Raw genomic sequence first — 24,637 nt, 5'->3', positions numbered from 1 at the left:
ATCATTTGCAAATTGGAAAAATCATAAAAGTCTCCGGTCCTCTCGTTATGGCAGAAAATATGTCGGATGCAAGTATCCAAGACATGTGTTTAGTGGGAGATTTAGGAGTCATCGGTGAAATTATCGAGATGCGTGGCGATGTCGCATCGATTCAGGTTTACGAAGAAACTTCAGGCATCGGTCCTGGAGAACCCGTTCGATCGACTGGTGAAGCATTGTCAGTCGAACTTGGACCAGGGATCATCGCTCAAATGTTTGATGGTATCCAACGGCCTTTAGATACATTTATGGAAGTAACTCAAAGTAATTTCCTAGGCCGGGGTATCCAATTGCCCGCATTGGATCATGAGAAAAAATGGTGGTTCGAACCTATAAGTGAAATCGGGGATGAGGTCAGTGCTGGTGATGTAATCGGCTATGTCGACGAAACTAAGATCATCAAGCATAAAATCATGGTCCCTCACGGTATCAAAGGGAAAATCGAGAAGATCGAAAGAGGCTCATTTACGATCGATGAACCAGTCTGTGTCATTAATACAGAAGATGGCAAGAAAGAATTAACGATGTTACAGAAGTGGCCCGTACGAAGAAGCCGCCCTATCAAAGAAAAATTGAATCCTGATGCACCAATGATCACAGGACAACGGGTCATCGATACATTTTTCCCTGTAACAAAGGGTGGAGCAGCAGCTGTTCCAGGTCCATTCGGTGCAGGAAAGACAGTTGTACAGCACCAGATCGCCAAATGGGCAGATGTTGATTTGGTGGTCTATGTGGGCTGTGGGGAACGTGGCAATGAAATGACGGATGTACTGAACGAGTTTCCAGAATTGATCGATCCAAATACTGGGGAGTCATTGATGGAACGTACAGTATTGATCGCTAACACCTCCAATATGCCGGTAGCGGCCCGAGAAGCTTCTATCTATACAGGTATCACCATCGCGGAATACTTCCGTGATATGGGGTATGATGTGGCAATCATGGCAGATTCAACTTCTCGCTGGGCAGAAGCACTCCGTGAAATGAGCGGACGTTTGGAAGAGATGCCTGGGGATGAAGGTTATCCTGCGTACCTAGGTTCTCGTTTAGCAGAATATTATGAACGCTCTGGTAGAGTGATTGCGTTAGGTTCAGATAATCGTGAAGGAAGTATTACAGCAATCAGCGCAGTTTCACCATCTGGCGGGGATGTTTCAGAACCAGTCACACAAAATACGTTACGGGTCGTGAAAGTTTTCTGGGGATTGGACTCAACATTAGCCCAAAAACGACATTTTCCATCGATCAACTGGATTCAAAGTTATTCCTTGTATTCAACTGAAGTAGGAAAATATATGGATCAAGTGTTACAAGAAAACTGGTCAGAGATGGTTGCCACTGGCATGCGTATTTTACAGGAAGAAGAACAATTGAATGAAATCGTACGCTTAGTAGGGATCGACTCCTTATCCGACAATGACCGTTTGACATTGGAAGTCGCAAAATCGATCCGTGAAGACTACTTACAACAAAATGCGTTTGATGATGTCGATACATTTACTTCTAGGGAAAAACAATTCAAAATGCTAAAAATGATTTTGATGTTTGGGGAAGAAGCACGAAAAGCTTTAAGTTTAGGCGCGTATCTTAATGAGATCATGGATGGCACTGTTTCTATCAGAGAACGTATCGGTCGAAGCAAATACATTCCAGAAGACGATCTATCAAAATTAGATGCGATCAATCAGGAAATCAAAGAAACGATAAAAGCAATCATCTCTGAAGGGGGAATGACCAATGATTAAAGAATATCGAACGATCGAAGAAGTGGTCGGACCTTTGATGGCGGTAGAAAAAGTTTCTGGAGTAAAGTATGAAGAACTGATCGAAGTCCGCATGCAAAATGGTGAGATCCGTCGGGGACAAGTACTTGAAGTGCAAGAAGATAAAGCGATGGTCCAGATTTTTGAAGGAACTAGTGGAATCAATCTAAGAGATTCTTCTGTTCGTTTCTTAGGTCATCCACTGCAATTGGGTGTATCAGAAGATATGATCGGTCGCGTCTTTGACGGACTAGGTAGACCAAAAGACAATGGACCAGAAATCTTGCCAGAGAAATATTTGGATATCAACGGTGAAGTAATCAATCCCGTTGCGAGAGACTATCCCGATGAGTTCATCCAAACAGGTATTTCAGCAATCGATCATTTGAACACGTTAGTTCGCGGACAAAAACTACCAGTCTTTTCTGGTTCAGGGTTACCCCATAAAGAATTAGCTGCACAAATTGCGAGACAAGCAACTGTATTGGATTCTTCAGATGATTTTGCTGTCGTTTTTGCCGCAATAGGGATCACTTTTGAAGAAGCAGAGTTTTTCATGGAAGATTTCCGTCAAACGGGCGCAATCGATCGGTCGGTGATGTTCATGAATTTGGCCAATGATCCAGCAATCGAAAGGATCGCGACACCAAGAATGGCGCTGACAGCTGCAGAATATCTGGCTTATGAAAAAGGCATGCATGTGTTGGTCATCATGACAGACATGACCAACTATGCCGAAGCGTTGCGCGAAATCTCCGCTGCTCGTCGAGAAGTACCAGGGCGCCGTGGCTATCCGGGCTATCTCTACACGAATTTGGCGACATTGTTCGAACGTGCAGGGCGTATTCGAGGGTTGAAAGGATCAGTGACACAGATACCGATCTTGACGATGCCAGAAGATGATAAGACCCACCCAATACCCGATTTGACCGGCTACATCACTGAAGGACAGATCATTTTGACTAGAGAGCTGTATAAGAGTGGCATCCAGCCACCAATCGATGTATTGCCGTCTCTTTCTCGTTTGAAAGACAAAGGAACAGGCGCTGGGAAAACGCGAGAGGATCATGCAGCAACGATGAATCAACTATTCGCAGCTTATGCACAGGGAAAACAGGCAAAAGAATTAGCTGTCGTTTTGGGCGAATCTGCATTATCAGATGTCGATAAAATCTATGCGAAATTTGCGGAGCGATTCGAAAATGAATATGTGAATCAAGGATTCTATACAAACCGAACAATTACAGAAACACTTGATTTAGGTTGGGAACTTTTAGCGATGCTTCCACGAACTGAATTAAAACGGATCAAAGACGATCTACTGGACAAGTATCTGCCGGAAGGGAAGTGAGTTTTTCGATGCGATTAAACGTCAATCCAACTAGAATGGAATTAACTCGATTAAAAAAACAATTGACGACCGCAACCAGAGGGCATAAACTTTTAAAAGACAAACAGGATGAATTGATGCGACAATTTATTCTATTGATTCGTAAAAATAATGACTTGCGACAGACAGTGGAAAAAACAATGGAACAGGCGATGAGTGATTTCGTTTTGGCGAAATCAACGATCAATGACTCGTTCATTGAGGAGTTGCTCGCTTTGCCTACTGAAAATGTGGAACTTTCTGTCGTAGAGAAAAATATCATGAGTGTCAAAGTACCGATCATGAATTTTCAGTATGATGAGCAACTAAGTGATGCGCCATTAGAATATGGTTTTCTGAATTCCAATGCTGAATTGGATCGCTCGATCGACCGTTTCACCCATTTGTTGCCGAAACTTCTAGAGTTATCAGAAATCGAAAAATCGTGTCAGTTGATGGCAGAAGAAATCGAGAAGACAAGAAGACGGGTCAATGCTTTAGAGTATATGACGATCCCACAGTTGGAAGAAACGATTTATTATATTAAAATGAAACTGGAAGAAAATGAACGTGCGGAAGTGACTCGTTTGATCAAAGTCAAAAATATGAGCAACAAGCAGTAGCCAAAAAGCGACCGTCTGAGTGAATGATTCTTTAGACGAAATGAAAAAGTTGCTGCAAAAGCTTGAGAGAATCGAAAAAGAGGCTGGGGCAGAAGTGTTTAACTCCGAGAAATAAGAAGAACTTCACGAAAATTTCTTTTCAAATTTTTGTGAAGTTCGGCTTATTTAAGAAGGAGTTGCTTCTGCTCCCACCGTTTATTCGTTTTTAAAGAATAAGACAAAAGTGTTTCTTACTTTTGTCCCACGCGCTCACTTTTGTAAATGAAAACAAAAAAGGAATGTCTGTCATGAAAAAGAAAAGGAACAAAAAAATATCGCCCGTACAATTGATTGCGGCAGGATTTTTTGTTTTGATACTCATTGGAGGAGGCTTGCTCTCCTTGCCAATGTTTAGTCAAAACGGGGAACAAACCAATTTTTTGGATGCGTTGTTTACGGCTACTTCGGCAATCTGCGTCACAGGATTGACCACACTAAATACAGCAGAGCATTGGAACAGTGCCGGCCAGTTTTTGATCATGATGCTGATTGAAATTGGTGGATTGGGTTTCATGATGATCCCTATTCTCTTTTTCGCATTAGCGAAGAAAAAAGTCAGCTTCAGTATGCGGATCGTTTTAAAGGAAGCATTAAACCTTGAAGAGATTTCTGGTGTCATGAGTCTGATGCTTTATATCCTGAAATTTGCAGTAGTTATCCAGTTATTGGGTGCCTTAGCATTGAGTTTCGCATTTGTGCCTAAATTTGGCTGGGGCAAAGGTATCTGGTTTAGTATTTTTCATGCAGTATCCAGTTTTTGTAATGCAGGGTTTGATTTACTGGGAGATAGTTTGCATGACTATCAGACAAACGCTTATTTGATCATGGTGATCTCAGTATTGATCATTGCAGGTGGGTTAGGGTTCATTGTTTGGCGAGATTTGTTAAGCTATCACAAAGTAAAAAGAATCACGCTACATTCCAAAATTGCGTTGACAGTGACAGCCAGCCTACTGATCGGTGGATTTATTCTGTTTTTCTTTACGGAAAGAAATGGACTGAAACTAGTAGATGGAACATTTTGGGAAAAGTTAGCGAACACCTTTTTCATGAGTGTGACACCAAGAACTGCAGGGTATTATTCCATTGATTATTTGAGGATGAGCCATGCAGGATTGATCGTAACAATGTTTTTGATGTATATCGGAGGAACTTCTGGGTCAACAGCTGGCGGCTTGAAAACAACGACGTTAGGGATATTGTTCATTCAGATGCGGGCGATGTTCAAAGGGAAAACTCGTGCGGAAGCATTTGGTCGAACAATTCGCCAAGCAGCTGTTCTACGAGCTTTGACACTCTTCTTTGTTACTCTGACGTTATGTGTAGTGGCTATCATGATCTTGTCTGTTACAGAAACCATTCCAAGTACTTCGGGAATCGAGTACATTGCTTTTGAAGTATTTTCAGCTTTCGGTACGGTAGGGCTGACAATGGGTCTGACACCAGACTTATCAGTTGTTGGCAAACTGGTCATCATTTCATTGATGTATATCGGGCGTGTTGGGGTCATGACTGTCATTTTTTCTTTATTAGTCAAAGCAAACAAAGCAGAACCAAACTACAAGCTTCCTGAAGAAAGTGTCATGATTGGCTAGAGGTTGGAAAAGAAGGGTTTCACTTCAAAAAAAGTAAGGAGATCACAGAAATTGTGTTTCAACTTATTGTGGATATCGGATTGATTATCGAAGAGGCTGCATCTTTTTCATCGTTTCATATTTAAAGCATGGGACAAAAGTGTTTTTTACTTTTGTCCCATGCTCGTTTTTTTAATTTATCTTGACCTCTTTTTTAGTATCTAGATAGTTATCTAGCCACGGATGATTTCGATCTTGTAGCCGTCTGGATCTACGATGAAGTAATAAGAAGGGGCTGTTCCAGGCAGACCTTTTAAGTCAGTCACATTGAATCCTTCTGCTTGATGTTTTTCATGGAGTGCTTCTAAATCATCTGAGGCAATTGCAATGTGTCCATAGCCATTTCCTAAATCGTACGCTTCATGGTCATAATTATAAGTAAGCTCCAATTCGTAGTCGTCTCCAGGTAAAGTCAAATAAACAAGTGTAAATTTACTTTCTGGAAAGTCGCGACGACGGCTTTCTTCAAAGCCAAATGCTTTTTGATAAAATTCTAGGGAAGCGTCAAGATCTTTTACTCGTACGCAAGTATGAGCCATTTTCATAAGTAAAATCCATCCTTTCTTTTTTTCAATCATATCAAAAAAAGAATAAAAAATAATAGATTTGCGCTTGTTTATGAGAAAACTCTCATGTAGAATAAAAGAAAATAAGTTTAAGGTGGACAAACAAACATGGATAAACCAGTATTTGGTGAGAAAGAACAATCAGCAGAGTATTTGAATCGATATGCTGCCTATATAATCGTCGAAAAAAATAACGAAATTGCACTGATTGAAGCACCAAATGGAGCCTTTTTTTTACCTGGTGGAGAGATTGAAGGGCAAGAAACAAAGAAAGAAGCACTTCGTCGTGAGTTGATCGAAGAGATGGGGATCGCGGCGGAGATCGACATCTATCTAGGTGAAGCAGATGAATATTTTTATTCCAATTATCGTAAAACACATTACTATAATCCCGGTTATTTTTATGTTGCAAGCAACTGGCAACAAGTGGGGGAACCGACTGAAAAAACGAATCAGATCTGGTGGGTAAGTCCCGTTGATGCTATCCAAAAATTGAAACGTGGGAGTCATAAATGGGCTGTTGAGCAATGGCTAACAAAAAAGAAATAAACAAGAAACACAAACCTAAGTAAAGAAGAGGTTTGTGTTTCTTAATTTTTTTCACATGCAATTTTGACGATAGTATTAGTTAAAACTATAATACATACTTTTTGATTGCTTCTGCTACACCATGTTCATCGTTTGTGGTCGTGATGACATTTGCTGCTTCTTTCACTAGTGGGATAGCATTTCCCATAGCGACACCTAATCCAGCATATTCGATCATTGAGAGGTCGTTTTCGTTATCACCGATCGCCATGATCTCATCTTGTGCGATACCCAAATGTTGGGCAAGATTTGCTACAGCTGCTCCTTTGCTTGCTTCTTTATTCAACACTTCAAAGTAATAAGGAGCACTCTTCACTGTCGTATATTTTTCACGGAAAGCTTGCGGCAAACGAGCGATAGCAGCATCTAAGACTTCTGGTTCATCGATCATCATCATCTTCACTAGATTCATATCCGGTGTCATTTCTTCGGGTGTGCGGTATTTCAATGGCATCTTGACTAAGCTTGCTTCATGGATCGTGTAAGCACTGATGTCACGGTTGGGTGTGTAGATCGCTTTGTCATCGATCGAGTGTAGATGGCTGCCGACGCGACGTGCCATTACTTCGATCTCTAGGAAATCTTCATGGGTCAATCCATGACGGGCGATGATCTTACCAGATTTTGTTTGTTGAACTAATGCACCATTATAAGTGATGACATAATCATTTTCTTGGAATAGCTCCAATTCATCCAATTGCTCTTTGACACCGGGTAATGGACGACCTGTACATAATACGATGGCCACTCCTTGGGCTACAGCTTTTGCAATTGCTTCTTTGACTTCTAACGTGATTTCTCTTTTTTCATTTAATAGGGTACCATCGATGTCGATGGCGACTAACTTGATAGACATAATTTCCTCCAGTATTTAATTTATTTCCTCGATCAATGAACCATTACGTATATGACGGGCGAATTCTTGATACGTTTCATCGAATAGATCGTAGTGGTTTCGTAAAGATGGATCGACCATTTCTTTAGGGAAAAAGAAACGCTCATCTCCTTGCTCTTGTCCAGCAAGAGCAGCCACCAGTTGGCTCACCTCTGATAATTCTACCAAAGTTCTGTCATTTCTCAAAATCTCGATTTGCGTGCGGTGGCGATTTTCCTCAGGACGATAAAAGTCGTAAGGCAGATCGTAACTTGAATTCACTGCAGTATAGTAAATAGGATTATAACCGACTCTTTCAACAAGTGTAGTCAATTCTTTGATCAAGTGTGACGAGCGATCACCAGAAAAGGCAGCTGATTTCAATGGTTTTCGATTTAAAAAGCGCTTGGCTAAATCATTTAAAATGGGATCATCTGATTCTGTCCATTGAGTGAAGTAAGTTCCTAAGACACCGTCATCTAATTTCAAATAGTCATTCAATGTAAATTTTTCATCAAGAAAAGGCAATAAAAGTTGTGAGTGCAACTCAAAACTGCTAGGATCTTCACGATAAAGTTCATGGGCACGGTGCAAGAGATGTTCCAAAATGACTTCCATTCCACGGGAAACTGGATGGAAGTAAACTTGGACATACATCTGGTAACGACTAACGATATAATCTTCCACTGCATGCATCCCACTCATTGAAAAGGCGATGCCACCCTCATACGGACGGATCACACGCAAAATTCGAGTGAGATCGAATGTTCCGTATTCTGTGCCAGTGAAGTAAGCATCTCTTAACAAGTAGTCCATGCGATCTGCATCGATTTGGCTAGAAATCATTTGGACGACTTGAGGATTAGGATACGTTTTTTGGATTACGCTCGCGACTTTTTCTGGGAAACCAGCCTCTACTCGGTTAAGAATTTGGTAAACTTCTGTTTCAGGTGAAGTAATGATTTCGACAGTGATTGCTTCGTGATCCGTATGAAAGATATGTTCGAATGTATGTGAATAAGGTCCATGGCCGATATCGTGAAGTAGCGCTGCGCATAACGTGACTAAACGTTCTTGATCATCCCAGCCATCACGACCCATTTTTTCTTGAGGAAAGTTACGGGAAAAAATATCGCAGATCCGTCGCGATATTTCGTATACGCCTAAAGAATGTGTAAAGCGGCTATGTTCAGCTCCATGAAAGGTAAAGGAAGCTGTTCCTAGCTGCTTGATCCGTCGAAGGCGCTGGACTTCTTTGGAATTTATCAAATCTAAAATTACTTGATGCTGTACATGGATGTAGTTATGGACAGGATCACGAAAAACTTTTTCCATCGGTAGCATCTGATATTTATATGGTATAGTCATGGGCAAGCTCCTTTATCTTATTTCGTTCCTGCATACGATCGATCTGTGTTGTCCATTCATCTGTAAGGACATGGTCCTTTTTCCATTGATTGGAGTCAAGTTGCTGACCAGGTAAGTATAACTGATTGAAAGCATGAATGAAGCGTTGTTTGACTTCCTCAACAGTAAAGGAAGTAGCAAGCAGTGTCTCTAAAGTCTCCATGCTTTCAGGAATGACTGCAGGATAGCCATTGGTTCCAAAGTCATCTTGTAAAGATGCTTGATAGAATTTTTTCATGGCTGATCCTCTTGCTTGCTGATCGCCATTGACACTTAAATACATCATAACAGAGATGCCATTTTTTATTCTCCGTTGAGCGATCCCAGCAAATTTTTTGCCACGGATACTCAGATCATAAGTACCAGGGCAATAGGAATGGGTGACTTCAAAGGCCTGGATGTCAGCCTCAGGAAATGCTACTTTAGTCAGTTTCAGCATTTTTTTGTACGCATCATCGATCGAGATCTTGGCGTCTTCGTTTTGAGGGAAGATCAATGAGATATTCAAGATCCCACTATCTGAAATAATCCCCAATCCACCAGAATTTCTTACCACTGGGACGAATCCTAAGTCTATTAATTCCTTTATTCCGTCTTTCAAATAAGGTGTCCGTGTATCTTTCATTCCTAGAATCACCGTTTGATCGTATTGCCAAAAATGTAAAAAGACCGTATTGTTTTTTTTGGAATACTCGGTTAATATATCCGTCAGGGCAAAAGGGGTAAAATCATTTGTATGATAAGTTTTTTGATCCAAAATGGTTGTTGGATACATGCCATTCACTCCTTTTGTAATTGGTTGATTGAAAAAACAGAGTGCTGAAAGCCTGTTTCTTCATTATTATACTCTAAATGATAAAAGATGTTGTGAAAAAAATCTTCTTAGATTTTCATACAAGTTGGTTGACAAATATGGGAAAACTGGGAACAATGTAGCTATGAGAAGCAAAGGAGAATGAAAAAATGGAACGATCAAATGGTACACCTATTTCAATTAAATTACGCACGAAAGTTCAACAACACGGTGAACAGCAAGATTTTTTCTTTGATTTAAAAGGACAAATGGTCAAAATCGGTGACACTCTATACATACGTTATCAAGAAGTCCAAGAGGGAACAGATAAGGAAGTGCCAGTGACGATCAAGCTGATGCCAGATGGTCATGTCCAATTGATTCGCGCAGGTGAGATGCGGATGCGCTTGAAATTCGGCTACCGTGAGCGCCTAGAAACGAATTATAAAACACCTTACGGAATGATCCAAGTTGAAACATTTACAAAAGAATTACATGTAAGTTTGAAGGATCGACCAACAGCGGGAAAAGTCCTCATTGATTATGATTTATTTATGGGTCCTGAAAAATTAGGCGAATATTATTTAACTTTAGACTTTACTGCTTAAATCGTAAAGAAACGTTTGATTTTTTGCGTTTGATTTTGTATGATAAGGAGTAGACTGTGAAAGGACGTGTCCTGATTGGAAATTAGTGTATTTGAAGGTGCAAACAAAAACGAATTATCGATGATCGAAGTAGCACACGCGATCTTAGAACAACGTGGCGATGTGATGGATTTTTCTGATTTAGCAAACCAAATCCAAAACTATCTTGGAAAATCAGATAGTGAAATTCGTGATTCACTCGCACAATTTTATACTGACTTAAATATTGATGGTAGCTTTATTTCATTAGGCGACAATCGCTGGGGCTTGCGTTCATGGTATGCAATCGATTCAATCGATGAAGAAGTCAACCATGGAATCGACGAAGAAGATGAAGATACACCTCGTCGACGCAAACGTAAAAAAGTAAATGCCTTTATCAATGATGATGAAGATGCAATCGATTATAATGATGACGACCCAGAAGATACTGATTTGTCTGACGAAGACGATGATGATCTTTTTGAAGATGATGATGACGATGATGAAGAAATCGCTGCTTATAACTCTGACCTCCAAGAAATAGGTGCAGACGATACAAGTGATGATGAAGAAGAATTGCCAGGAAACATCGAAGAGGATCTAAGCATTATAGAAGATGACGATGAAGACTACGAAGACGAAGAATTTACTGAAGAGTAAATGTCTTTCAAAGAGGGCGGGACAGCAGAAATTATTTCTGCTCCCGCCTTTTGTTCGTATTTAGAAGAGGGCGAGACAAAAGTGTTTCTTACTTTTGTCCCACCTTTTTTCTATCTTTAAATCAGTATGTACATAAAAAAATAAATCATTTTGAAACTTTTTGGTGATTCAAAACGTCATAGTAGGTGAGACGGAAAGGGGCTGAGTTCGATTTTTACTAGTTATAGGAAAAAGAAACAGATTGAAAAATCTAAACGTTTATTAAATGAATTGATCCAAACCGAATATGAAAAGATGTATCGGATCACAATGACTTATGTTCATGATAAAGAAGAAGCATTAGATGTCATGCAAGATAGCTTTCACAAAGCATTAACTTATTTTGAGAAAGGAGAAGACATCGAACATTTTGCCGCATGGTTCTATCGAATACTTATCCGAACAGCTATCGATGCTTGGCGAAAACAAAAACGCTACCGCTTTGAATCTTTTGAAGAAGCACGCTCAGTCGGGGTAGATCCTTCTGAAATTTCTACAAAAGAGCTCTACGAAGTATTAGAAGGTATCGACAGTCCGGAAAAAGAAATTTTGATTCTTCACTTTTTTGAAGGGTTTCGCTTGAAAGAAATCGCTGAGATATTAGAGCTGAACGAAAATACAGTCAAAACCAAGATGTATCGTTCATTGAATCTGCTAAGAAAAATTTTACAGTAAAGGAGAGTTAAGAATGTATTCTGCCCAAAAAGAACTGGATGTACTAAAGAAAGTATATGGAGAACAAGAAATACCTGAGAACATAAAGAATGAGATATTCACCCGTTATTCCTTGGAAGAGCATTTGCTCGTTAGGAAGTTAAGAAGAAAAAAACAAATAAAAGGATTTTTAGTCACTATTGCATTATTGGCAGTAACAACTAGCAGCCTGCTTTTTAGCGATCAGGCACGTAGTTTTGCTGAAGACCTCCCGATCATTGGTCCAGCTGTCAGATTGCTCTTAGGGGAGCAGCTGTCTGATAAGGGTATCACTATCGATGTTCCGCAAGTAACGACAAGTGAAAGTGAAGAAAATGAAACCATCAGTGGATTGAACAAAAAATACTTTCGCGAAGGAAAAGTCGAATTTGAAAAAGCAAAAATGGAGTATCAGGATATTGAAAAGGGTCATTTTCAAGTTACGGGTGATTATCGGAAGGTCCTAGATGATACGCGCTTTTTAGTTGTTGAAAGAAACCTAACAAAAACGGCTGCAGATAGTTATACAGAAAAAAGATATGACACGATCGATAAACAAAACAGTGTAGTTTTATCTTTGCCATTGTTGTTCAAGGATGACCAGTATATTTCTACACTGACTAAAGAGGTCAAACAACAAATGAGCGAACAAGTAAAAGAAAATCCAGAGAAATACTACTGGACAAACAAAGATTTTCAAGAAGGAGTAGAAGAAATCCCGTTAGTAACGAAGGATACGTCTTTTTACATCAATAAAAATTACGAGCTTGTTTTGGTTTACGACCAGTTTGCTATTGCTCCAGGCTATATGGGGAATCCAGAATTTGTGATTCCAAAAGCGATAACCAGCAAATTATTGGCAACAAGTGATTACTTAGACCGTTAGCTTTGTATCGTCAAAATAGTTTTCATTTGTCCAAAATTCTCCTTTTGCGCTACTATAGTAATAGACAAAAGTGGTAGACAAAGAAATGATGAAGGAGACGATCAAAATGCTTGATGACAAATTGAAATGTCCGCAATGTCAAACGAAATTTTATTATAATGAAGTGACAAATGTTGTCCATCATCGAAAAAAAGAAATGCCGATCCGTTGTCCACAATGTGACTACACGGTCAAAAAGAAATTGTCCCATGGCTATTTCGTCACTTACAAAGAAGAAGAGTTTGAGAATAAAAATATTGATTTAGGACAAGAACCGTTACCTGAACAATACAAAAATATCAAAACAGGCGCTATCATCAGTTCAGAAGATTACCAACGATTGATCGAAGAGAATGATCGACTACTCAATGGTCCAATGAGTTCTGAATTGATGGGCGGAGCAAACATGCTTTTAGAAAATGAAGAATTGAATAGTAGCGAAAGTTATGAAGATTATGTTCCTTATCATGAAGACTAAACTACAGTAATTGAAGAAAACGAAAAGTGTCGGTTCGTTGGAGTGTTCTTGATCGGAAAAATTATTTCCGAATAGGGATAGTTATTTCTGCAGCTGCCAATGAACGACTCTTTTCGGTCATTCAATTGGATAAATTATTCTTAAAATTGAAATTTTAAGTGAAAGTATATACTTATTGGTATATACTTATTTTTGTTGGTATTCTTTTAAAAGTAATTCTAAAGTTGAATTGTTTTGAAATGAAAGGGATACCATACTGTATTAGAAACAGAAATTAGGAGGGAATGCTGTGAAAAACCAGCCGATATTTCAGGAGATTGCACGCAAAATTGAAGAACGCGTGGAAGATGGTGTTTATGTATCTAGTCAAAAACTACCCTCTGAATATGATCTAGCGGATGAATTTCAATGTAGTCGGCTCACTATACGAAAAGCGATTGAATTATTGATCAGTCAGAATATCTTAGTAAAAGAAAAAGGAAAAGGCACATATGTCATGAAGCAGCCAAAGATCCAAAGTGGCTCTGGTGGTCTGCAAAGTTTTACTGAAACGGCTCGTATCCAAGGAAAACAAACAAAAACAGAAGTGCTGGGATATGAGATTGCCAAGGAACTGCCCCTTAAAATAAAACAGGCATTTGGCGAATATGCCTCTGAGCCAATCGTTCACTTGATTCGACTACGGTCTTTTGAAGATGAACCAATGACAGTCGAAAACCTCTACGTACTGAAACGCTATATAGGGGAGGCAACAAAAAAAGAGTTAAGTGGCTCATTGTATCAAGTAATCGAAAAACATATCGAGATCGGTTATGCACATCAAGAGGTCGAAGCAGTAAAAGTCACTAAAGATGTATCAAAACTACTTAAAGTCCAGGTTGGGGAACCCATGCTGCTAGTTCACTCCATGACGTATTCACCAGCCGCCCGCCCTATTTTATATGACCGCTCGTTTTATCGTGCGGATAAATATACATTCAAAAATACATTGATACGACAGAATAAGGGGTGACAAAATGGAAAAAATAACCGCAAGTATTGATTCACATTGGCAAGAGTTTTTAGTTTTGCTTCAAAAGGTAATGCAAGTTCCAAGTGTGAAAGGTAAACCAGCACATCATGCACCGTATGGGACAGAACCAAGAAGAGTATTGGATCTTGTTTTGTCCGAGGCTGCAGCGAAGGGTTTCAAGACGAACGTAATCGACGATGCCATCGGTTATGTTCAATGGGGTGAAAACAGTGAAGAATATGTCGGAGTCATTGGTCACCTTGATGTTGTGCCTGCAGGAACAGGTTGGGATTTTCCGCCATTTGATTTGACTGAAAAAGCGGGACGTTTTTATGGTCGAGGTATCTTAGACAATAAAGGTCCAATCATTAGTTGTCTTTATGCACTGTTTTTATTGAAAAAAAGTGGTTTCGTTCCCAAAAAGACGATCAGACTTATATTTGGTACAGATGAAGAAAGTGGGATGTCTGATATCCCGCACTATTTAAAGTCGGAAAAACCGCCGATTTTTGGATTTACCCCTGACTGCAAATACCCTGTAGTCTATGGTGAACGTGGAGTCGTCAATGTAACGATCAAGCTTCCCCTTGATCCAGAAGTGCTTGGTCAGATCAGTCAATTCTCAGGAGATCAATACAGAGATCATGTTCCAGATCAATTAGGTGTAACAATCAATGGCACCACTCATCAGGTGACAGGCAAACGTTCACCAAGCAATGCGCCAGAAATGGGTGAGAATGCGATTACTTTACTCGCACAGAAACTAAAAGAGGCTGAAATACCTGCACAACTGCAAAGTTATTTTAGGTGGATCGCTGAAAGCTTTCACGGCAAACACTACGGTGAAGGAATCGATCTTGCCTTGGCAGATAAGGATTCTGGTAAACTCATCCTTACACCAGTAGTTTTACAAAAAAGCGAGACGGGTTTGAATCTGGAAATCGCCTTCCGTTACCCAGTTTCTGCTAGTGAAGACGAGGTACTTCGTCGATTGGCGCAACAGTTGCCTAAAGGTGCTTCTTATGAGGTGACACGCAGTATTCCGGGATTCTGTCGTGAAAAAGACTCACTCGAGATCCAAAAACTATCAATGATCTATGGTGAAGTCACCGGTAATGACCCAACACCAGTAACAACCACAGGGGCTACGTATGCTAGAAAGATACCGAATACGTTAGCATTTGGCCCTTCATTTCCAGGGCAAAAAGGGATTGCACATAATAAAAACGAATATATGGATGTAGCAGATCTACGTATGAATTTAGAGATCTATCTAAAAAGTATCCAGGCACTGTTAGAATAGTTTCTATAGTGGAAGATTTTTATAATGAAATAAAGAAGGCTTATCTTATAAATCGATTAGATTTTTGGATAAGCCTCTTTTTAGTATAGACATATTAGTATATACTAAATAAAAATAATTGTAAGCGTTAGTATAGTCAGGAGGAGTAGGTATGTGGGGAATTATAGCAACTTGGCGCATGGCGCATGACGGCATTCTCGCAGCAAAAAAATTACTCGAAGAGCAAAGCACTTGTGGTGATGCTGTTGAAACGGCCATCAAGTGTGTGGAAGATTATCCATTTTATAAATCAGTCGGGTATGGCGGACTGCCAAATGAACGTGGGATCGTAGAGATGGATGCAGCATTCATGGATGGTGATACATTCAAGTTAGGGGCTGTCGCAGGGATCGTTGATATAGCCAATCCAATTGCAGTCGCACGTCGGTTAAGTGAGGAAAAATTCAATAGTTTCCGAGTCGGGCAAGGAGCAACCGAATATGCTATGTTGGCAGGTTTCGAACGTAAAAATATGCTGACAGAGCGAGCAAAAAAAATCTGGCAAAAACGATTAGACGAAATGGCAAAAACAAACCTAAGTCCATATGATGGTCATGACACAGTTGGCGTTGTTGCCTTAGACAAATCCCAAAGCATGGCTGCAGGAACCTCTAGTTCAGGACTATTCATGAAAAAACAAGGACGCGTAGGCGATTCTCCGTTGTCAGGTTCAGGTTTTTATGTCGATAGTAAAATCGGTGGTGCAGCTGCTACAGGTCTTGGGGAAGATTTGATGAAAGGCTGTTTGTCATATGAGATCGTCCGATTGATGGGCGAAGGACTTTCCCCACAAGCAGCGTGTGACCAAGCAGTATACCGGTTCAGCGACACGCTGAAAGAACGTTATGGAAAAGCGGGAGCTTTTTCACTGATCGCAATGAATAATGAAGGTGAGTGGGGTGTTGCGACAAATGTCGAATTTACATTCAGTCTTGCTACTGAGAAAGAGCAACCAGCTATTTACTTAGCAAATCCAGGACCAGAACAAAACACGATCATTGAGCCGATCACTAAAGAATGGTTGGATGCATATGAGAAGAGAATCAAAGCACCAGTTTAATAAATCTATTTATACAGCTGGCTCTCAGCTATTATTTATAAATTAAGGAGGAAGAAGAATGGCTACAAAAAAAATCTATTTGTTTTGCGAAGCAGGAATGTCTACAAGTATCATGGTCAACAAAATGATGGAGGTCGTGAAAAAACACAAAATGCCTTTGGAAATCAGTGCTTTTCCAGCAATTCATGCGGAAGAGAAAGTTGAACAAGAAAAACCAGTAGCAATCTTACTTGGACCGCAAGTTCGTCATTTGAGTGACAAGATGAAGCAAACATTTGAACCACAAGGAATACCAGTCGGCACGATTGCGGCGGAAGCATATGGCATGATGGACGGCGAACGTGCAATGAAAGATGTTCTAAAATTGATCAAAGATAGTAAAAAGTAAACAGTAAATAGCAATGTAACCGGTAACAGTCAAAATCAAACATAAGATCGGAGGAAAAAAGATGCAGAAATTTTTAAATTGGCTGGAAAGAGTCCTTACACCAATGGCGAAAACCATTGGCGAAAACAAATATCTAATCGCTATTCGGGATGGGTTTTTACTTTCTACCCCATTATTGATCGTAGGATCGTTATTCTTAGTATTGACCAATTTCCCGATTCCTAACTGGAATGAAATCATGAGCGGATTTTTAGGTGATGACTGGGCAACGATGTTGAATAAACCGGCAACAGCCAGTTTTGATATCATGACGATCCTCGCCGTTGGTGGGATCGGCTATAGTTTAGCGAAACAGTTCAAAGTCGATGCGATGCAGGCAGCAATCATTTCATTAGTTTCGTTTTTTATCGTGACACCTTTTTCAACGACCTTCACTCCAGAAGGCTCTACCGAAGTATATGAAGTAGGAAGCCTTCCATTACGCTGGATGGGTTCAAGCGGTCTATTCTTGGGAATGGTCGTTGCATTGCTCTCAACGAGGATGTTCGTTGCGTTGATTCGCAAAGGCTGGACGATCAAAATGCCAGAAGGCGTCCCTCCAACTGTTGTGAAATCATTTGAGGCACTTATCCCTAGTTTTGTTATCCTTACATTTTTCATGGTAGCCAATTGGTTAGCAGATTTAACTTCATATGGAAACCTGCAAGAAATTTTATTCAAGTTTTTGCAAATGCCGTTGTTAAGTTTGGGGAATACGCTAGGAGCCATGATCATTGCGTACTTATTCTTACACTTTTTCTGGTTCTTTGGAATCAACGGATCAAGTGTAGTCGGAGCAGTATTCAATCCGGTTCTACGTGCGTTATCCATTGAAAATTTAGACGCTTATAAAAATGGTCTGGAAGTTCCTAACATCATTACCGGTCAATTCCAAGACATGTTCGCAACTTTTGGTGGTGGCGGATCAACATTATCATTGATCTTAGTGATGGTCATCATTTGTAAGAGTCAACGTATCAAAAAATTATCTCAATTATCCCTTGTACCAGGAATTTTTGGCATCAATGAACCGATCATTTTCGGTTTGCCGATCGTATTGAATCCAATCATTTTGATCCCATTTGTTCTTGTTCCAACGATCAATATCATCATTGCCTATTTCTGTATGGATTTCGGATTGGTTGCCTACACCAACGGTATCCAACTTCCTTGGACGACACCACCGATCATTTCTGGATTTTTAGTAAGTGGCTGGCAAGCTTCGATCCTACAAGGCGTTTTGATTTTACTTGGAATGGGAATCTACTATCCATTTATCAAGGTATTAGATAATCAGTACCTAAAAGAAGAACATGAAGCGGAAGAAAAAGAAACAGAAGAAATCAATTTTGATGATTTCGATTTTGATACATTGTAAAAAGGAGGTATTTCATGAAAAAGATACTCGTGATTTTGAACCATGTCACGGCTGGTATGGGAAGTGATGAGCAAGCGCAACTGCCTCCAGGAGGAAAAAAAGCAGCGATGGGACCAGCAGAAACGCTTGTTCCACTATTCAAAGAAAAAGATGCTGAGATTATTGCAACTTTATACTGTGGTGATCAGTACTATGTAAGTCATCCTGAAGAGGTAAACCAAAAATTCATCGGTTTTGCCAAGAAATTCGGCGCTGATGCAGTATTATGCGGCCCAGCGATGCATTATCCCAATTTTGGTATGATGGCAGGTAGCTTAGCAAAAGCATTAGCGAACAATGGAATCCCCGCAGCGGCAGCAATGTCAGCAGAAAACCCAGCTGTTGAAGAATTTCGTGAAACAATCCCAATTATCAAAATGCCGAAAAAGGGCGGAATCGGCTTAAATCAATCCTACAAAAATATGGTAGAATGCGTCACAGTCCTAGCACAAAGAGGAGAATTGACAGCCGAAGAACAAGAACTCTTATTTTAAAAAAATTTTTTCTTATAACGTTTGGTCAAAAGAATCAAGTAAGAATAGTCATCTAAAAATCAGACTTTCATGGAGGTTGGGACAAAAGTGTTTCTTACTTTTGTCCCACGTCCTATTTTTTTTGTGAGGTATCTCCATTTTCCAAAGAACAAGAATGAGCAAAAAAGAACGTTTGAATTTAAAAAAAACTTAGAACATAACAATTTTATGACGTTAGTTATTAGGTTAGTCTGTAGTTGGAAGTTCTGTAAAGAAGCTATGGAAAAACAAGTGGATGTTTAGTTCATAAAAGGTGATGGGAGAATAAAAATGATCAAACCAATAGTGAAATTAGGTGTGAATGTATTAGCAGGCATCAGTTTATTTGTTGCTCCAGTCATAATTTCTCAATCGATCTCTGCCAAGGAAGTCTTTGGCGAACAATACCTCATTGAATATGCTGGAACACTCTTGGTGCATAGTTTGGCGATTTTATTTTTGGCTTTTTCGCTTAACCGCTTTATTGACGCAATCCACGTGATATCTTCTGCAAGCAAAAATTAAGTGAAAGCTTGATGATAGAGGGAAAAATGTTCGACTGTAAGGGAAATAAAAGAGAGAAAATAAATAAAAAGCTGGTTCTCGATCGAGGACCAGCTTTTTGAGTGAAAATTTTAGAAAGCAAAACGCTCTCAAATATGCTAAGATAACAATAGACGCGTCCTGAGGGAATCGAACCCCCGTCTCAAGAACCGGAATCTTACGTGATATCCACTACACTAAGGACGCAAGCACTGGGATAATTGTAACGAAACCCAAAAAAAAAAACAAGGGGAATGGACAAAAAAATGAAATTTCAACAAAACTTTTCACAAAAACAACAACAAACACAAAAATTAGCCATGACACAGCAGCTGCAACAGTCCATTCAAGTATTGCAGTATAACAGTGAGGAACTGCTCGCGTTTGTTGAAAATCAAGCACTGGAAAATCCTTTATTAGAAGTCGTAGAGCCAGATTGGCAACCTGACTTTCAAAAAATAAAATCGTCGAACTATGAAGGCGAGGAAACAAACTACTTGAATCAAATTCCAGATACAAGCACTTCCTTATTTGAATCATTGATCGATCAGGTCCATTTGAATTATCGTGATACGTTTTTGCGTAAACTCGTACTTTATCTAGTTGAGTATATCGACTTGAACGGCTTTTTGACGATTGATTTGAAAGAAGCAGAAACCAACACGAATGCGTCATCGATTGAAATACTTGATGCTCTTACACTGATCCAGCAACTCGAACCGGCAGGAGTCGGCGCAAGAAGTTTGCAAGAGTGTCTGATGCTTCAGACAGAAAGAGATGATTTCGCACCAGAATTAGCTTACATCATCTTAGAAGAGTGTTTTGAACCGTTAGTGGAACGGAAGTGGAAAGAAATTGCGCAACGCTTCTCGATTGAATTAAGCGAAGTACAGCAGATCTTTGATTATATTCAAACTCTTAGTCCGAGTCCCGGTAGGATTTTTGATCGAAGCAGCGAACTTTACATCATTCCAGATGTAAGAGTAATGGTAGATGAGAACAATCAGGTCCATGTTCGATCAAATCGGGGAAACCAACCAGATGTCCGTTTTCAAGAACATTACTTTAATCAGATGCAAAAAAAAGCGGACAAAGAAACACAAGTATACTTGAAAGAACGAAAACAGGAATTTGATTGGTTGAAAAAAACGATCTTACAGCGAGGGGATACGATCTTGCGTGTGGCGCAAAGTATCGTGGCGCATCAGCAAGAATTCTTTACGAATAAGAACCGACCAATCAAGCCGTTGACGTTAAGAGAAGTTGCTCAAGAAATCGATGTGCATGAATCAACAGTCAGCCGTGCTGTCAATGGAAAATATTTAGAGACAGAGTTCGGTGTATTTGAACTAAAAAAATTCTTTACGAATCGCATCCAAAAAAGTGGAAACATGTCAGAAGAAGACCTTTCTGCAGATACGGCCCAAAAAAGAATCCAAGAGTTAGTCGAGGAAGAAGATAAAGGGAAGCCGCTATCCGATCAAAAAATAGTAGAACTATTAAAAAAAGATGAAATATTGATTTCAAGAAGAACCGTTGCAAAGTATCGAGACCTGTTAGGAATCCCAAGTTCATCGAAAAGAAAACGTTATGATAATTAATGTGAATTTTGACTAGAAAAAATGAAAAATTTTTTCTAGTTGTTTTTTATTGAAAAAGTAGAATAAAACTGTTAGACTAACACTCGTGAGGTTGAGATTTTCCTTTTTAATATTTTTAAAAATTGGAAAGTCACTTTTCTTTTTTTATCGTACATGGGTCGTTTTGAGTCTACATTGGACATTTATCGTCCAACTAAGGAGATCGCTATGCTAGATGAATTGAAAATGATTGAATCTGTTGCACCAGATATTATCGAGGTTCTGCAAGAACGCTATAAAATTTTGCGAAATATTTATTGGATGCAGCCGATTGGTCGCCGCAGTTTATCAGAAAGTATGGGAATCACAGAACGAGTATTACGAACAGAAACTGATTTATTGAAACAGTTGAATTTAATCAACACCTCTAAAAGCGGAATGACGTTGACAAAAAAAGGTGAGGAAGTTTATCAGAGTCTTGAAAGCTTCATGGATCAACTTTTAGGTATGCATCAGACAGAAAAAAAACTGGCTGAGTATTTCGGGAATCAACGTTGTATTGTCGTGTCAGGAAACAGTGAGAAACAGCCTAAAGTCGCTGACGGCTTCGGTGAAGCACTAGACGAAGCGTTGGATCTTTTACTTCCGGAAGGTGATAATATTATCGCCGTAATGGGAGGAACAACGATGGCAATCGTCGCTGAACAATTGACAAATCTGGAAAACAGTAAACGACATAACTTATTTGTGCCAGCTCGTGGCGGTATCGGAGAAGCTGTAACTGTACAAGCAAATTCGGTCAGTGCTAGAATGGCTACAAAGGCAAGTGGCAATCATCGTGCGTTGTATGTACCAGAACAATTAAGTCTAGCTACGTACAATTCTTTACTCAATGAACCGTCTATCCAAGAAGTCTTAAACTTGATTAGTCAGGCGAATTGTGTTATTCATAGTATTGGACGTGCATTACACATGGCTGCACGAAGAAAAATGACTGAGCAAGAATTAGTCATGCTAAAACAGGCCAATGCTGTTGCGGAATCCTTCGGCTATTTCTTTAACGAGAATGGAGAAGTTGTTTATAAGGTTCCAAGAATCGGCATAGAATTGAAAGACTTAGCAAATGTACCGATCATCCTAGCTATTGCAGGTGGAAAGTCAAAAGCTAAAGCAATTCGAGCCTATATGAAAAATGCACCAAAACAAACGTGGCTCATCACAGATGAAGCTGCTGCAAATGAGATTTTAAAAGGGATATCCCTTTAAAATAAATATTTTTTTGATTTTCATAAGGAGGAAATCTTAAATGACAGTTAAAGTAGGTATTAATGGTTTTGGACGTATCGGACGTCTAGCATTCCGTCGTATCCAAGATGTAGATGGAATCGAAGTAGTAGCAATCAATGACTTAACAGATGCTAAAATGTTAGCACACTTGTTAAAATATGACACAACTCAAGGACGTTTCAACGGTACAGTTGAAGTTCACGAAGGTTCATTCAATGTTAACGGAAAAGAAGTTAAAGTTTTAGCTAACCGTAACCCTGAAGAATTACCTTGGGGCGAACTAGGTGTTGACATCGTTCTAGAATGTACTGGTTTCTTCACTTCAAAAGTAGCTGCTGAAAAACATTTAACAGCTGGTGCTAAACGTGTTGTTATCTCTGCTCCTGGTGGAAATGACGTTCCAACAATCGTTTATAACACAAACCACGAAACATTAACTGGTAAAGAAACAGTTATCTCAGGTGCTTCATGTACTACTAACTGTTTAGCTCCTATGGCTAAAACATTAAACGACAAATTTGGTATCGTTGAAGGATTAATGACAACTATCCACGCTTACACAGGTGACCAAATGACTCTTGACGGACCTCATCCTAAAGGTGACTTCCGCCGTGCACGCGCTGCTGCTGCAAACATCGTTCCTAACTCAACAGGTGCTGCTAAAGCTATCGGCTTAGTAATCCCTGAATTGAACGGTAAATTAGACGGAGCTGCTCAACGTGTTCCTGTACCAACAGGTTCATTAACTGAATTAGTTACAGTTCTTAACAAAGAAGTAACTGTTGACGAAATCAATGCAGCAATGAAAGAAGCTTCAAACGAATCTTACGGATACAACACAGACGAAATCGTTTCTTCTGATATCGTTGGTATGACTTACGGTTCATTATTTGATGCTACACAAACTAAAGTAATGACTGTTGGCGACAAACAATTAGTTAAAACTGTTGCTTGGTACGACAATGAAATGTCATACACTGCACAATTAGTACGTACTTTAGAATACTTCGCTAACTTATAAGATAGACAAACGTACAAGTGTAAACAATAAACATGTACACTTAAAAGCGGGGAAGCAATCGCGCTTCTCCGCTTTTTTTGATAATAAGTTTATTTAGGAGGATATAAAATGGCTAAGAAAACAGTTAAAGATATCGATTTAAAAGACAAAAAAGTTCTTGTCCGTGTTGACTTTAACGTTCCTTTGAAAGATGGCGTGATCACTGATGATACACGTATCAAAGCTGCTTTACCAACAATCAACTACGTATTAGAACAAGGCGGAAAAGCAATCCTTTTCTCTCATCTAGGACGTGTGAAAACTGAAGAAGATAAAGCAGGCAAATCTTTAGCACCTGTTGCAAAACGTTTAGGCGAATTATTAGGAAAAGAAGTAACTTTCGTTCCTGAAACTCGTGGTGCTGAATTAGAAGCTGCAATCAACAACATGAAAGACGGAGACGTAGTTGTTTTCGAAAACACTCGTTTTGAAGATGTTGATGGTAAAAAAGAAAGCAAAAATGATGCTGACCTAGGTAAATACTGGGCTTCATTAGGTGATGTATTTGTAAACGATGCATTCGGTACAGCTCACCGTGCGCATGCTTCTAACGTAGGGATTGCTTCAACTGGTATCCCAACAGTTGCTGGATTCTTAATGGAAAAAGAAATCAAATTTATCGGTGAAGCAGTTGAAGATCCAAAACGCCCTATGATCGCAATCTTAGGTGGCGCAAAAGTTTCTGATAAAATCGGCGTAATCGAAAACTTGATTCCTAAAGCTGACAAAATCTTGATTGGTGGCGGAATGACTTACACATTCTACGAAGCAAAAGGCATCAAGATCGGTAACTCTTTAGTTGAAGCTGATAAAGTAGCATTGGCGAAAGAATTGATCGAAAAAGCTGGCGACAAACTTGTATTACCAATCGACAATGTATGTGCTCCAGAATTTTCAAATGATGTTGAAACACAAGTCATCGAAGGAGATATCCCTGAAGGCTTGATGGCTCTAGACATCGGCCCTGCATCAGTTAAATTATTTGCTGATACATTACAAGGTGCTAAAACAGTTGTTTGGAACGGACCTATGGGTGTATTCGAAATGAGTAACTTTGCAAAAGGTACGATCGGCGTATGTGAAGCAATCGCTAACCTTGAAGGTGCTACAACTATCATCGGTGGCGGTGACTCAGCTGCAGCTGCAGAACAACTAGGTTTTGCTGATAAATTCACACACATCTCAACAGGTGGCGGCGCAAGCTTAGAATTGTTAGAAGGTAAAGAATTACCAGGTCTAGCAGCAATCAACGACAAATAATCAATCGTAAAAGTT

General features: G+C 39.6%; 25 protein-coding genes and 1 tRNA gene. 21 read left to right on the top strand and 5 right to left on the bottom strand.

What is annotated here, in order from left to right:
* The first annotated feature begins 5 nt into the window (after nt 1-5).
* The 4 genes from CJZ72_RS01400 to CJZ72_RS01385 all read left to right on the top strand — a co-directional run bounded on the left by CJZ72_RS01400 (nt 6) and on the right by CJZ72_RS01385 (nt 5,431).
* A complete protein-coding gene (locus CJZ72_RS01400) occupies nt 6-1,787 on the top strand; it encodes a V-type ATP synthase subunit A (protein WP_081135616.1) in 1,782 nt (593 codons plus the stop codon).
* Complete coding sequence (locus CJZ72_RS01395) at nt 1,780-3,156, top strand: V-type ATP synthase subunit B (protein WP_005878385.1); 1,377 nt, start codon at nt 1,780-1,782, stop codon at nt 3,154-3,156. Before CJZ72_RS01400 ends, CJZ72_RS01395 begins: the two co-directional genes overlap by 8 nt.
* A gap of 8 nt (nt 3,157-3,164) precedes the next feature.
* Nucleotides 3,165-3,797: a V-type ATP synthase subunit D gene (locus CJZ72_RS01390; RefSeq protein ID WP_081135619.1), complete on the top strand. Its 633-nt coding sequence runs from the start codon at nt 3,165-3,167 to the stop codon at nt 3,795-3,797.
* 287 nt (nt 3,798-4,084) lie between these two features.
* Nucleotides 4,085-5,431: a TrkH family potassium uptake protein gene (locus tag CJZ72_RS01385; protein ID WP_082192126.1), complete on the top strand. Its 1,347-nt coding sequence runs from the start codon at nt 4,085-4,087 to the stop codon at nt 5,429-5,431.
* Nucleotides 5,432-5,643: 212 nt separating this feature from the next.
* Here CJZ72_RS01385 and gloA read toward each other — a convergent pair whose 3' ends face one another.
* Complete coding sequence (gloA, locus tag CJZ72_RS01380; RefSeq protein WP_005878391.1) at nt 5,644-6,015, bottom strand: lactoylglutathione lyase; 372 nt, start codon at nt 6,013-6,015, stop codon at nt 5,644-5,646.
* A 129-nt stretch (nt 6,016-6,144) separates the two neighbouring features.
* Between gloA and CJZ72_RS01375 the strand changes: the two genes are divergently transcribed.
* Nucleotides 6,145-6,585, top strand: a complete 441-nt coding sequence (locus tag CJZ72_RS01375; RefSeq protein WP_005878392.1) for an NUDIX hydrolase — start codon at nt 6,145-6,147, stop codon at nt 6,583-6,585.
* A gap of 85 nt (nt 6,586-6,670) precedes the next feature.
* Here the strand turns inward: CJZ72_RS01375 and yidA are convergent, their stop codons facing one another.
* The 3 genes from yidA to CJZ72_RS01360 are packed head-to-tail and all read right to left on the bottom strand — an operon-like array spanning nt 6,671 to nt 9,680.
* Complete coding sequence (gene yidA / locus CJZ72_RS01370) at nt 6,671-7,480, bottom strand: sugar-phosphatase (protein WP_081134228.1); 810 nt, start codon at nt 7,478-7,480, stop codon at nt 6,671-6,673.
* Between the two features lie 15 nt (nt 7,481-7,495).
* Nucleotides 7,496-8,866 (bottom strand): HD domain-containing protein, encoded by a 1,371-nt coding sequence (locus CJZ72_RS01365; RefSeq protein ID WP_005878396.1) that lies wholly within the window; start codon nt 8,864-8,866, stop codon nt 7,496-7,498.
* Nucleotides 8,850-9,680 (bottom strand): lipoate--protein ligase family protein, encoded by an 831-nt coding sequence (locus tag CJZ72_RS01360; protein WP_081134229.1) that lies wholly within the window; start codon nt 9,678-9,680, stop codon nt 8,850-8,852. Before CJZ72_RS01360 ends, CJZ72_RS01365 begins: the two co-directional genes overlap by 17 nt.
* Nucleotides 9,681-9,868: 188 nt before the next feature.
* Between CJZ72_RS01360 and CJZ72_RS01355 the strand changes: the two genes are divergently transcribed.
* The 12 genes from CJZ72_RS01355 to CJZ72_RS01295 all read left to right on the top strand — a co-directional run bounded on the left by CJZ72_RS01355 (nt 9,869) and on the right by CJZ72_RS01295 (nt 19,417).
* Complete coding sequence (locus CJZ72_RS01355) at nt 9,869-10,306, top strand: DUF1934 domain-containing protein (RefSeq protein WP_005878400.1); 438 nt, start codon at nt 9,869-9,871, stop codon at nt 10,304-10,306.
* Nucleotides 10,307-10,381: 75 nt separating this feature from the next.
* Nucleotides 10,382-10,987 (top strand): DNA-directed RNA polymerase subunit delta, encoded by a 606-nt coding sequence (gene rpoE / locus CJZ72_RS01350; RefSeq protein WP_016177384.1) that lies wholly within the window; start codon nt 10,382-10,384, stop codon nt 10,985-10,987.
* A 294-nt stretch (nt 10,988-11,281) separates the two neighbouring features.
* Nucleotides 11,282-11,701, top strand: a complete 420-nt coding sequence (locus tag CJZ72_RS01345) for an RNA polymerase sigma factor (RefSeq protein ID WP_232509773.1) — start codon at nt 11,282-11,284, stop codon at nt 11,699-11,701.
* A gap of 13 nt (nt 11,702-11,714) precedes the next feature.
* On the top strand, nt 11,715-12,605 hold the full coding sequence (locus tag CJZ72_RS01340; RefSeq protein WP_081134231.1) for an RsiV family protein: 891 nt from the start codon (nt 11,715-11,717) through the stop codon (nt 12,603-12,605).
* A gap of 70 nt (nt 12,606-12,675) precedes the next feature.
* Nucleotides 12,676-13,122: a hypothetical protein gene (locus tag CJZ72_RS01335; protein ID WP_227259879.1), complete on the top strand. Its 447-nt coding sequence runs from the start codon at nt 12,676-12,678 to the stop codon at nt 13,120-13,122.
* Between the two features lie 289 nt (nt 13,123-13,411).
* The gene (locus CJZ72_RS01330; protein ID WP_081134233.1) at nt 13,412-14,134 is read left to right on the top strand and encodes a GntR family transcriptional regulator, LSA1692 subfamily; all 723 of its coding nucleotides are present in this window, start codon (nt 13,412-13,414) and stop codon (nt 14,132-14,134) included.
* 4 nt (nt 14,135-14,138) lie between these two features.
* The gene (locus tag CJZ72_RS01325; RefSeq protein WP_081134234.1) at nt 14,139-15,437 is read left to right on the top strand and encodes a Sapep family Mn(2+)-dependent dipeptidase; all 1,299 of its coding nucleotides are present in this window, start codon (nt 14,139-14,141) and stop codon (nt 15,435-15,437) included.
* Nucleotides 15,438-15,588: 151 nt separating this feature from the next.
* Nucleotides 15,589-16,536: a N(4)-(beta-N-acetylglucosaminyl)-L-asparaginase gene (locus tag CJZ72_RS01320; RefSeq protein WP_095443566.1), complete on the top strand. Its 948-nt coding sequence runs from the start codon at nt 15,589-15,591 to the stop codon at nt 16,534-16,536.
* A 58-nt stretch (nt 16,537-16,594) separates the two neighbouring features.
* A complete protein-coding gene (locus tag CJZ72_RS01315; RefSeq protein WP_005878415.1) occupies nt 16,595-16,924 on the top strand; it encodes a PTS sugar transporter subunit IIB in 330 nt (109 codons plus the stop codon).
* Between the two features lie 61 nt (nt 16,925-16,985).
* A complete protein-coding gene (gene celB, locus CJZ72_RS01310; protein WP_053109198.1) occupies nt 16,986-18,341 on the top strand; it encodes a PTS cellobiose transporter subunit IIC in 1,356 nt (451 codons plus the stop codon).
* 14 nt (nt 18,342-18,355) lie between these two features.
* A complete protein-coding gene (locus tag CJZ72_RS01305; protein ID WP_081134237.1) occupies nt 18,356-18,874 on the top strand; it encodes a GrdB-related putative oxidoreductase in 519 nt (172 codons plus the stop codon).
* A 309-nt stretch (nt 18,875-19,183) separates the two neighbouring features.
* Nucleotides 19,184-19,417, top strand: a complete 234-nt coding sequence (locus CJZ72_RS01295; protein WP_081134239.1) for a hypothetical protein — start codon at nt 19,184-19,186, stop codon at nt 19,415-19,417.
* 153 nt (nt 19,418-19,570) lie between these two features.
* On the opposite strand, the gene CJZ72_RS01290 is transcribed toward CJZ72_RS01295, so the two are convergent.
* A tRNA-Arg gene (locus CJZ72_RS01290) sits at nt 19,571-19,642 on the bottom strand.
* Nucleotides 19,643-19,701: 59 nt separating this feature from the next.
* Here CJZ72_RS01290 and rpoN point away from each other — a divergent pair.
* The 4 genes from rpoN (at nt 19,702) to CJZ72_RS01270 (ending at nt 24,622) form a co-directional block, all read left to right on the top strand.
* Entirely contained in the window at nt 19,702-21,036 is a 1,335-nt protein-coding gene (gene rpoN, locus CJZ72_RS01285) for an RNA polymerase factor sigma-54 (RefSeq protein ID WP_005878423.1), read from the top strand.
* Between the two features lie 153 nt (nt 21,037-21,189).
* Nucleotides 21,190-22,281 carry a sugar-binding transcriptional regulator gene (locus tag CJZ72_RS01280; RefSeq protein ID WP_173284501.1) on the top strand — a complete coding sequence of 364 codons (1,092 nt, stop codon included), beginning with the start codon at nt 21,190-21,192 and terminating at the stop codon, nt 22,279-22,281.
* A gap of 40 nt (nt 22,282-22,321) precedes the next feature.
* The gene (gene gap / locus CJZ72_RS01275) at nt 22,322-23,323 is read left to right on the top strand and encodes a type I glyceraldehyde-3-phosphate dehydrogenase (protein WP_005878427.1); all 1,002 of its coding nucleotides are present in this window, start codon (nt 22,322-22,324) and stop codon (nt 23,321-23,323) included.
* A gap of 108 nt (nt 23,324-23,431) precedes the next feature.
* Nucleotides 23,432-24,622, top strand: coding sequence for a phosphoglycerate kinase (locus tag CJZ72_RS01270; RefSeq protein WP_005878429.1), 1,191 nt, complete (start codon nt 23,432-23,434; stop codon nt 24,620-24,622).
* The last annotated feature ends 15 nt before the right edge of the window (nt 24,623-24,637 follow it).

The sequence above is a fragment of the Enterococcus durans genome (assembly GCF_002277935.1).
GTDB lineage: Bacteria > Bacillota > Bacilli > Lactobacillales > Enterococcaceae > Enterococcus_B > Enterococcus_B durans.
This window is presented reverse-complemented; position numbering and strand designations above follow the sequence as displayed.

What these genes read in the sequence shown, in the direction of transcription:
- CJZ72_RS01395 (WP_005878385.1), top strand. Translation starts at nt 1,780, where the DNA reads ATGATTAAAGAATATCGAACGATCGAAGAAGTGGTCGGACCTTTGATG.
- CJZ72_RS01390 (WP_081135619.1), top strand. Translation starts at nt 3,165, where the DNA reads ATGCGATTAAACGTCAATCCAACTAGAATGGAATTAACTCGATTAAAA.
- CJZ72_RS01385 (WP_082192126.1), top strand. Translation starts at nt 4,085, where the DNA reads ATGAAAAAGAAAAGGAACAAAAAAATATCGCCCGTACAATTGATTGCG.
- gloA (WP_005878391.1), bottom strand. Translation starts at nt 6,015, where the DNA reads ATGAAAATGGCTCATACTTGCGTACGAGTAAAAGATCTTGACGCTTCC.
- CJZ72_RS01375 (WP_005878392.1), top strand. Translation starts at nt 6,145, where the DNA reads ATGGATAAACCAGTATTTGGTGAGAAAGAACAATCAGCAGAGTATTTG.
- yidA (WP_081134228.1), bottom strand. Translation starts at nt 7,480, where the DNA reads ATGTCTATCAAGTTAGTCGCCATCGACATCGATGGTACCCTATTAAAT.
- CJZ72_RS01365 (WP_005878396.1), bottom strand. Translation starts at nt 8,866, where the DNA reads ATGACTATACCATATAAATATCAGATGCTACCGATGGAAAAAGTTTTT.
- CJZ72_RS01360 (WP_081134229.1), bottom strand. Translation starts at nt 9,680, where the DNA reads ATGTATCCAACAACCATTTTGGATCAAAAAACTTATCATACAAATGAT.
- CJZ72_RS01355 (WP_005878400.1), top strand. Translation starts at nt 9,869, where the DNA reads ATGGAACGATCAAATGGTACACCTATTTCAATTAAATTACGCACGAAA.
- CJZ72_RS01345 (WP_232509773.1), top strand. Translation starts at nt 11,282, where the DNA reads ATGTATCGGATCACAATGACTTATGTTCATGATAAAGAAGAAGCATTA.
- CJZ72_RS01340 (WP_081134231.1), top strand. Translation starts at nt 11,715, where the DNA reads ATGTATTCTGCCCAAAAAGAACTGGATGTACTAAAGAAAGTATATGGA.
- CJZ72_RS01325 (WP_081134234.1), top strand. Translation starts at nt 14,139, where the DNA reads ATGGAAAAAATAACCGCAAGTATTGATTCACATTGGCAAGAGTTTTTA.
- CJZ72_RS01320 (WP_095443566.1), top strand. Translation starts at nt 15,589, where the DNA reads ATGTGGGGAATTATAGCAACTTGGCGCATGGCGCATGACGGCATTCTC.
- CJZ72_RS01315 (WP_005878415.1), top strand. Translation starts at nt 16,595, where the DNA reads ATGGCTACAAAAAAAATCTATTTGTTTTGCGAAGCAGGAATGTCTACA.
- celB (WP_053109198.1), top strand. Translation starts at nt 16,986, where the DNA reads ATGCAGAAATTTTTAAATTGGCTGGAAAGAGTCCTTACACCAATGGCG.
- CJZ72_RS01305 (WP_081134237.1), top strand. Translation starts at nt 18,356, where the DNA reads ATGAAAAAGATACTCGTGATTTTGAACCATGTCACGGCTGGTATGGGA.
- CJZ72_RS01295 (WP_081134239.1), top strand. Translation starts at nt 19,184, where the DNA reads ATGATCAAACCAATAGTGAAATTAGGTGTGAATGTATTAGCAGGCATC.
- rpoN (WP_005878423.1), top strand. Translation starts at nt 19,702, where the DNA reads ATGAAATTTCAACAAAACTTTTCACAAAAACAACAACAAACACAAAAA.
- CJZ72_RS01280 (WP_173284501.1), top strand. Translation starts at nt 21,190, where the DNA reads ATGGGTCGTTTTGAGTCTACATTGGACATTTATCGTCCAACTAAGGAG.
- gap (WP_005878427.1), top strand. Translation starts at nt 22,322, where the DNA reads ATGACAGTTAAAGTAGGTATTAATGGTTTTGGACGTATCGGACGTCTA.
- CJZ72_RS01270 (WP_005878429.1), top strand. Translation starts at nt 23,432, where the DNA reads ATGGCTAAGAAAACAGTTAAAGATATCGATTTAAAAGACAAAAAAGTT.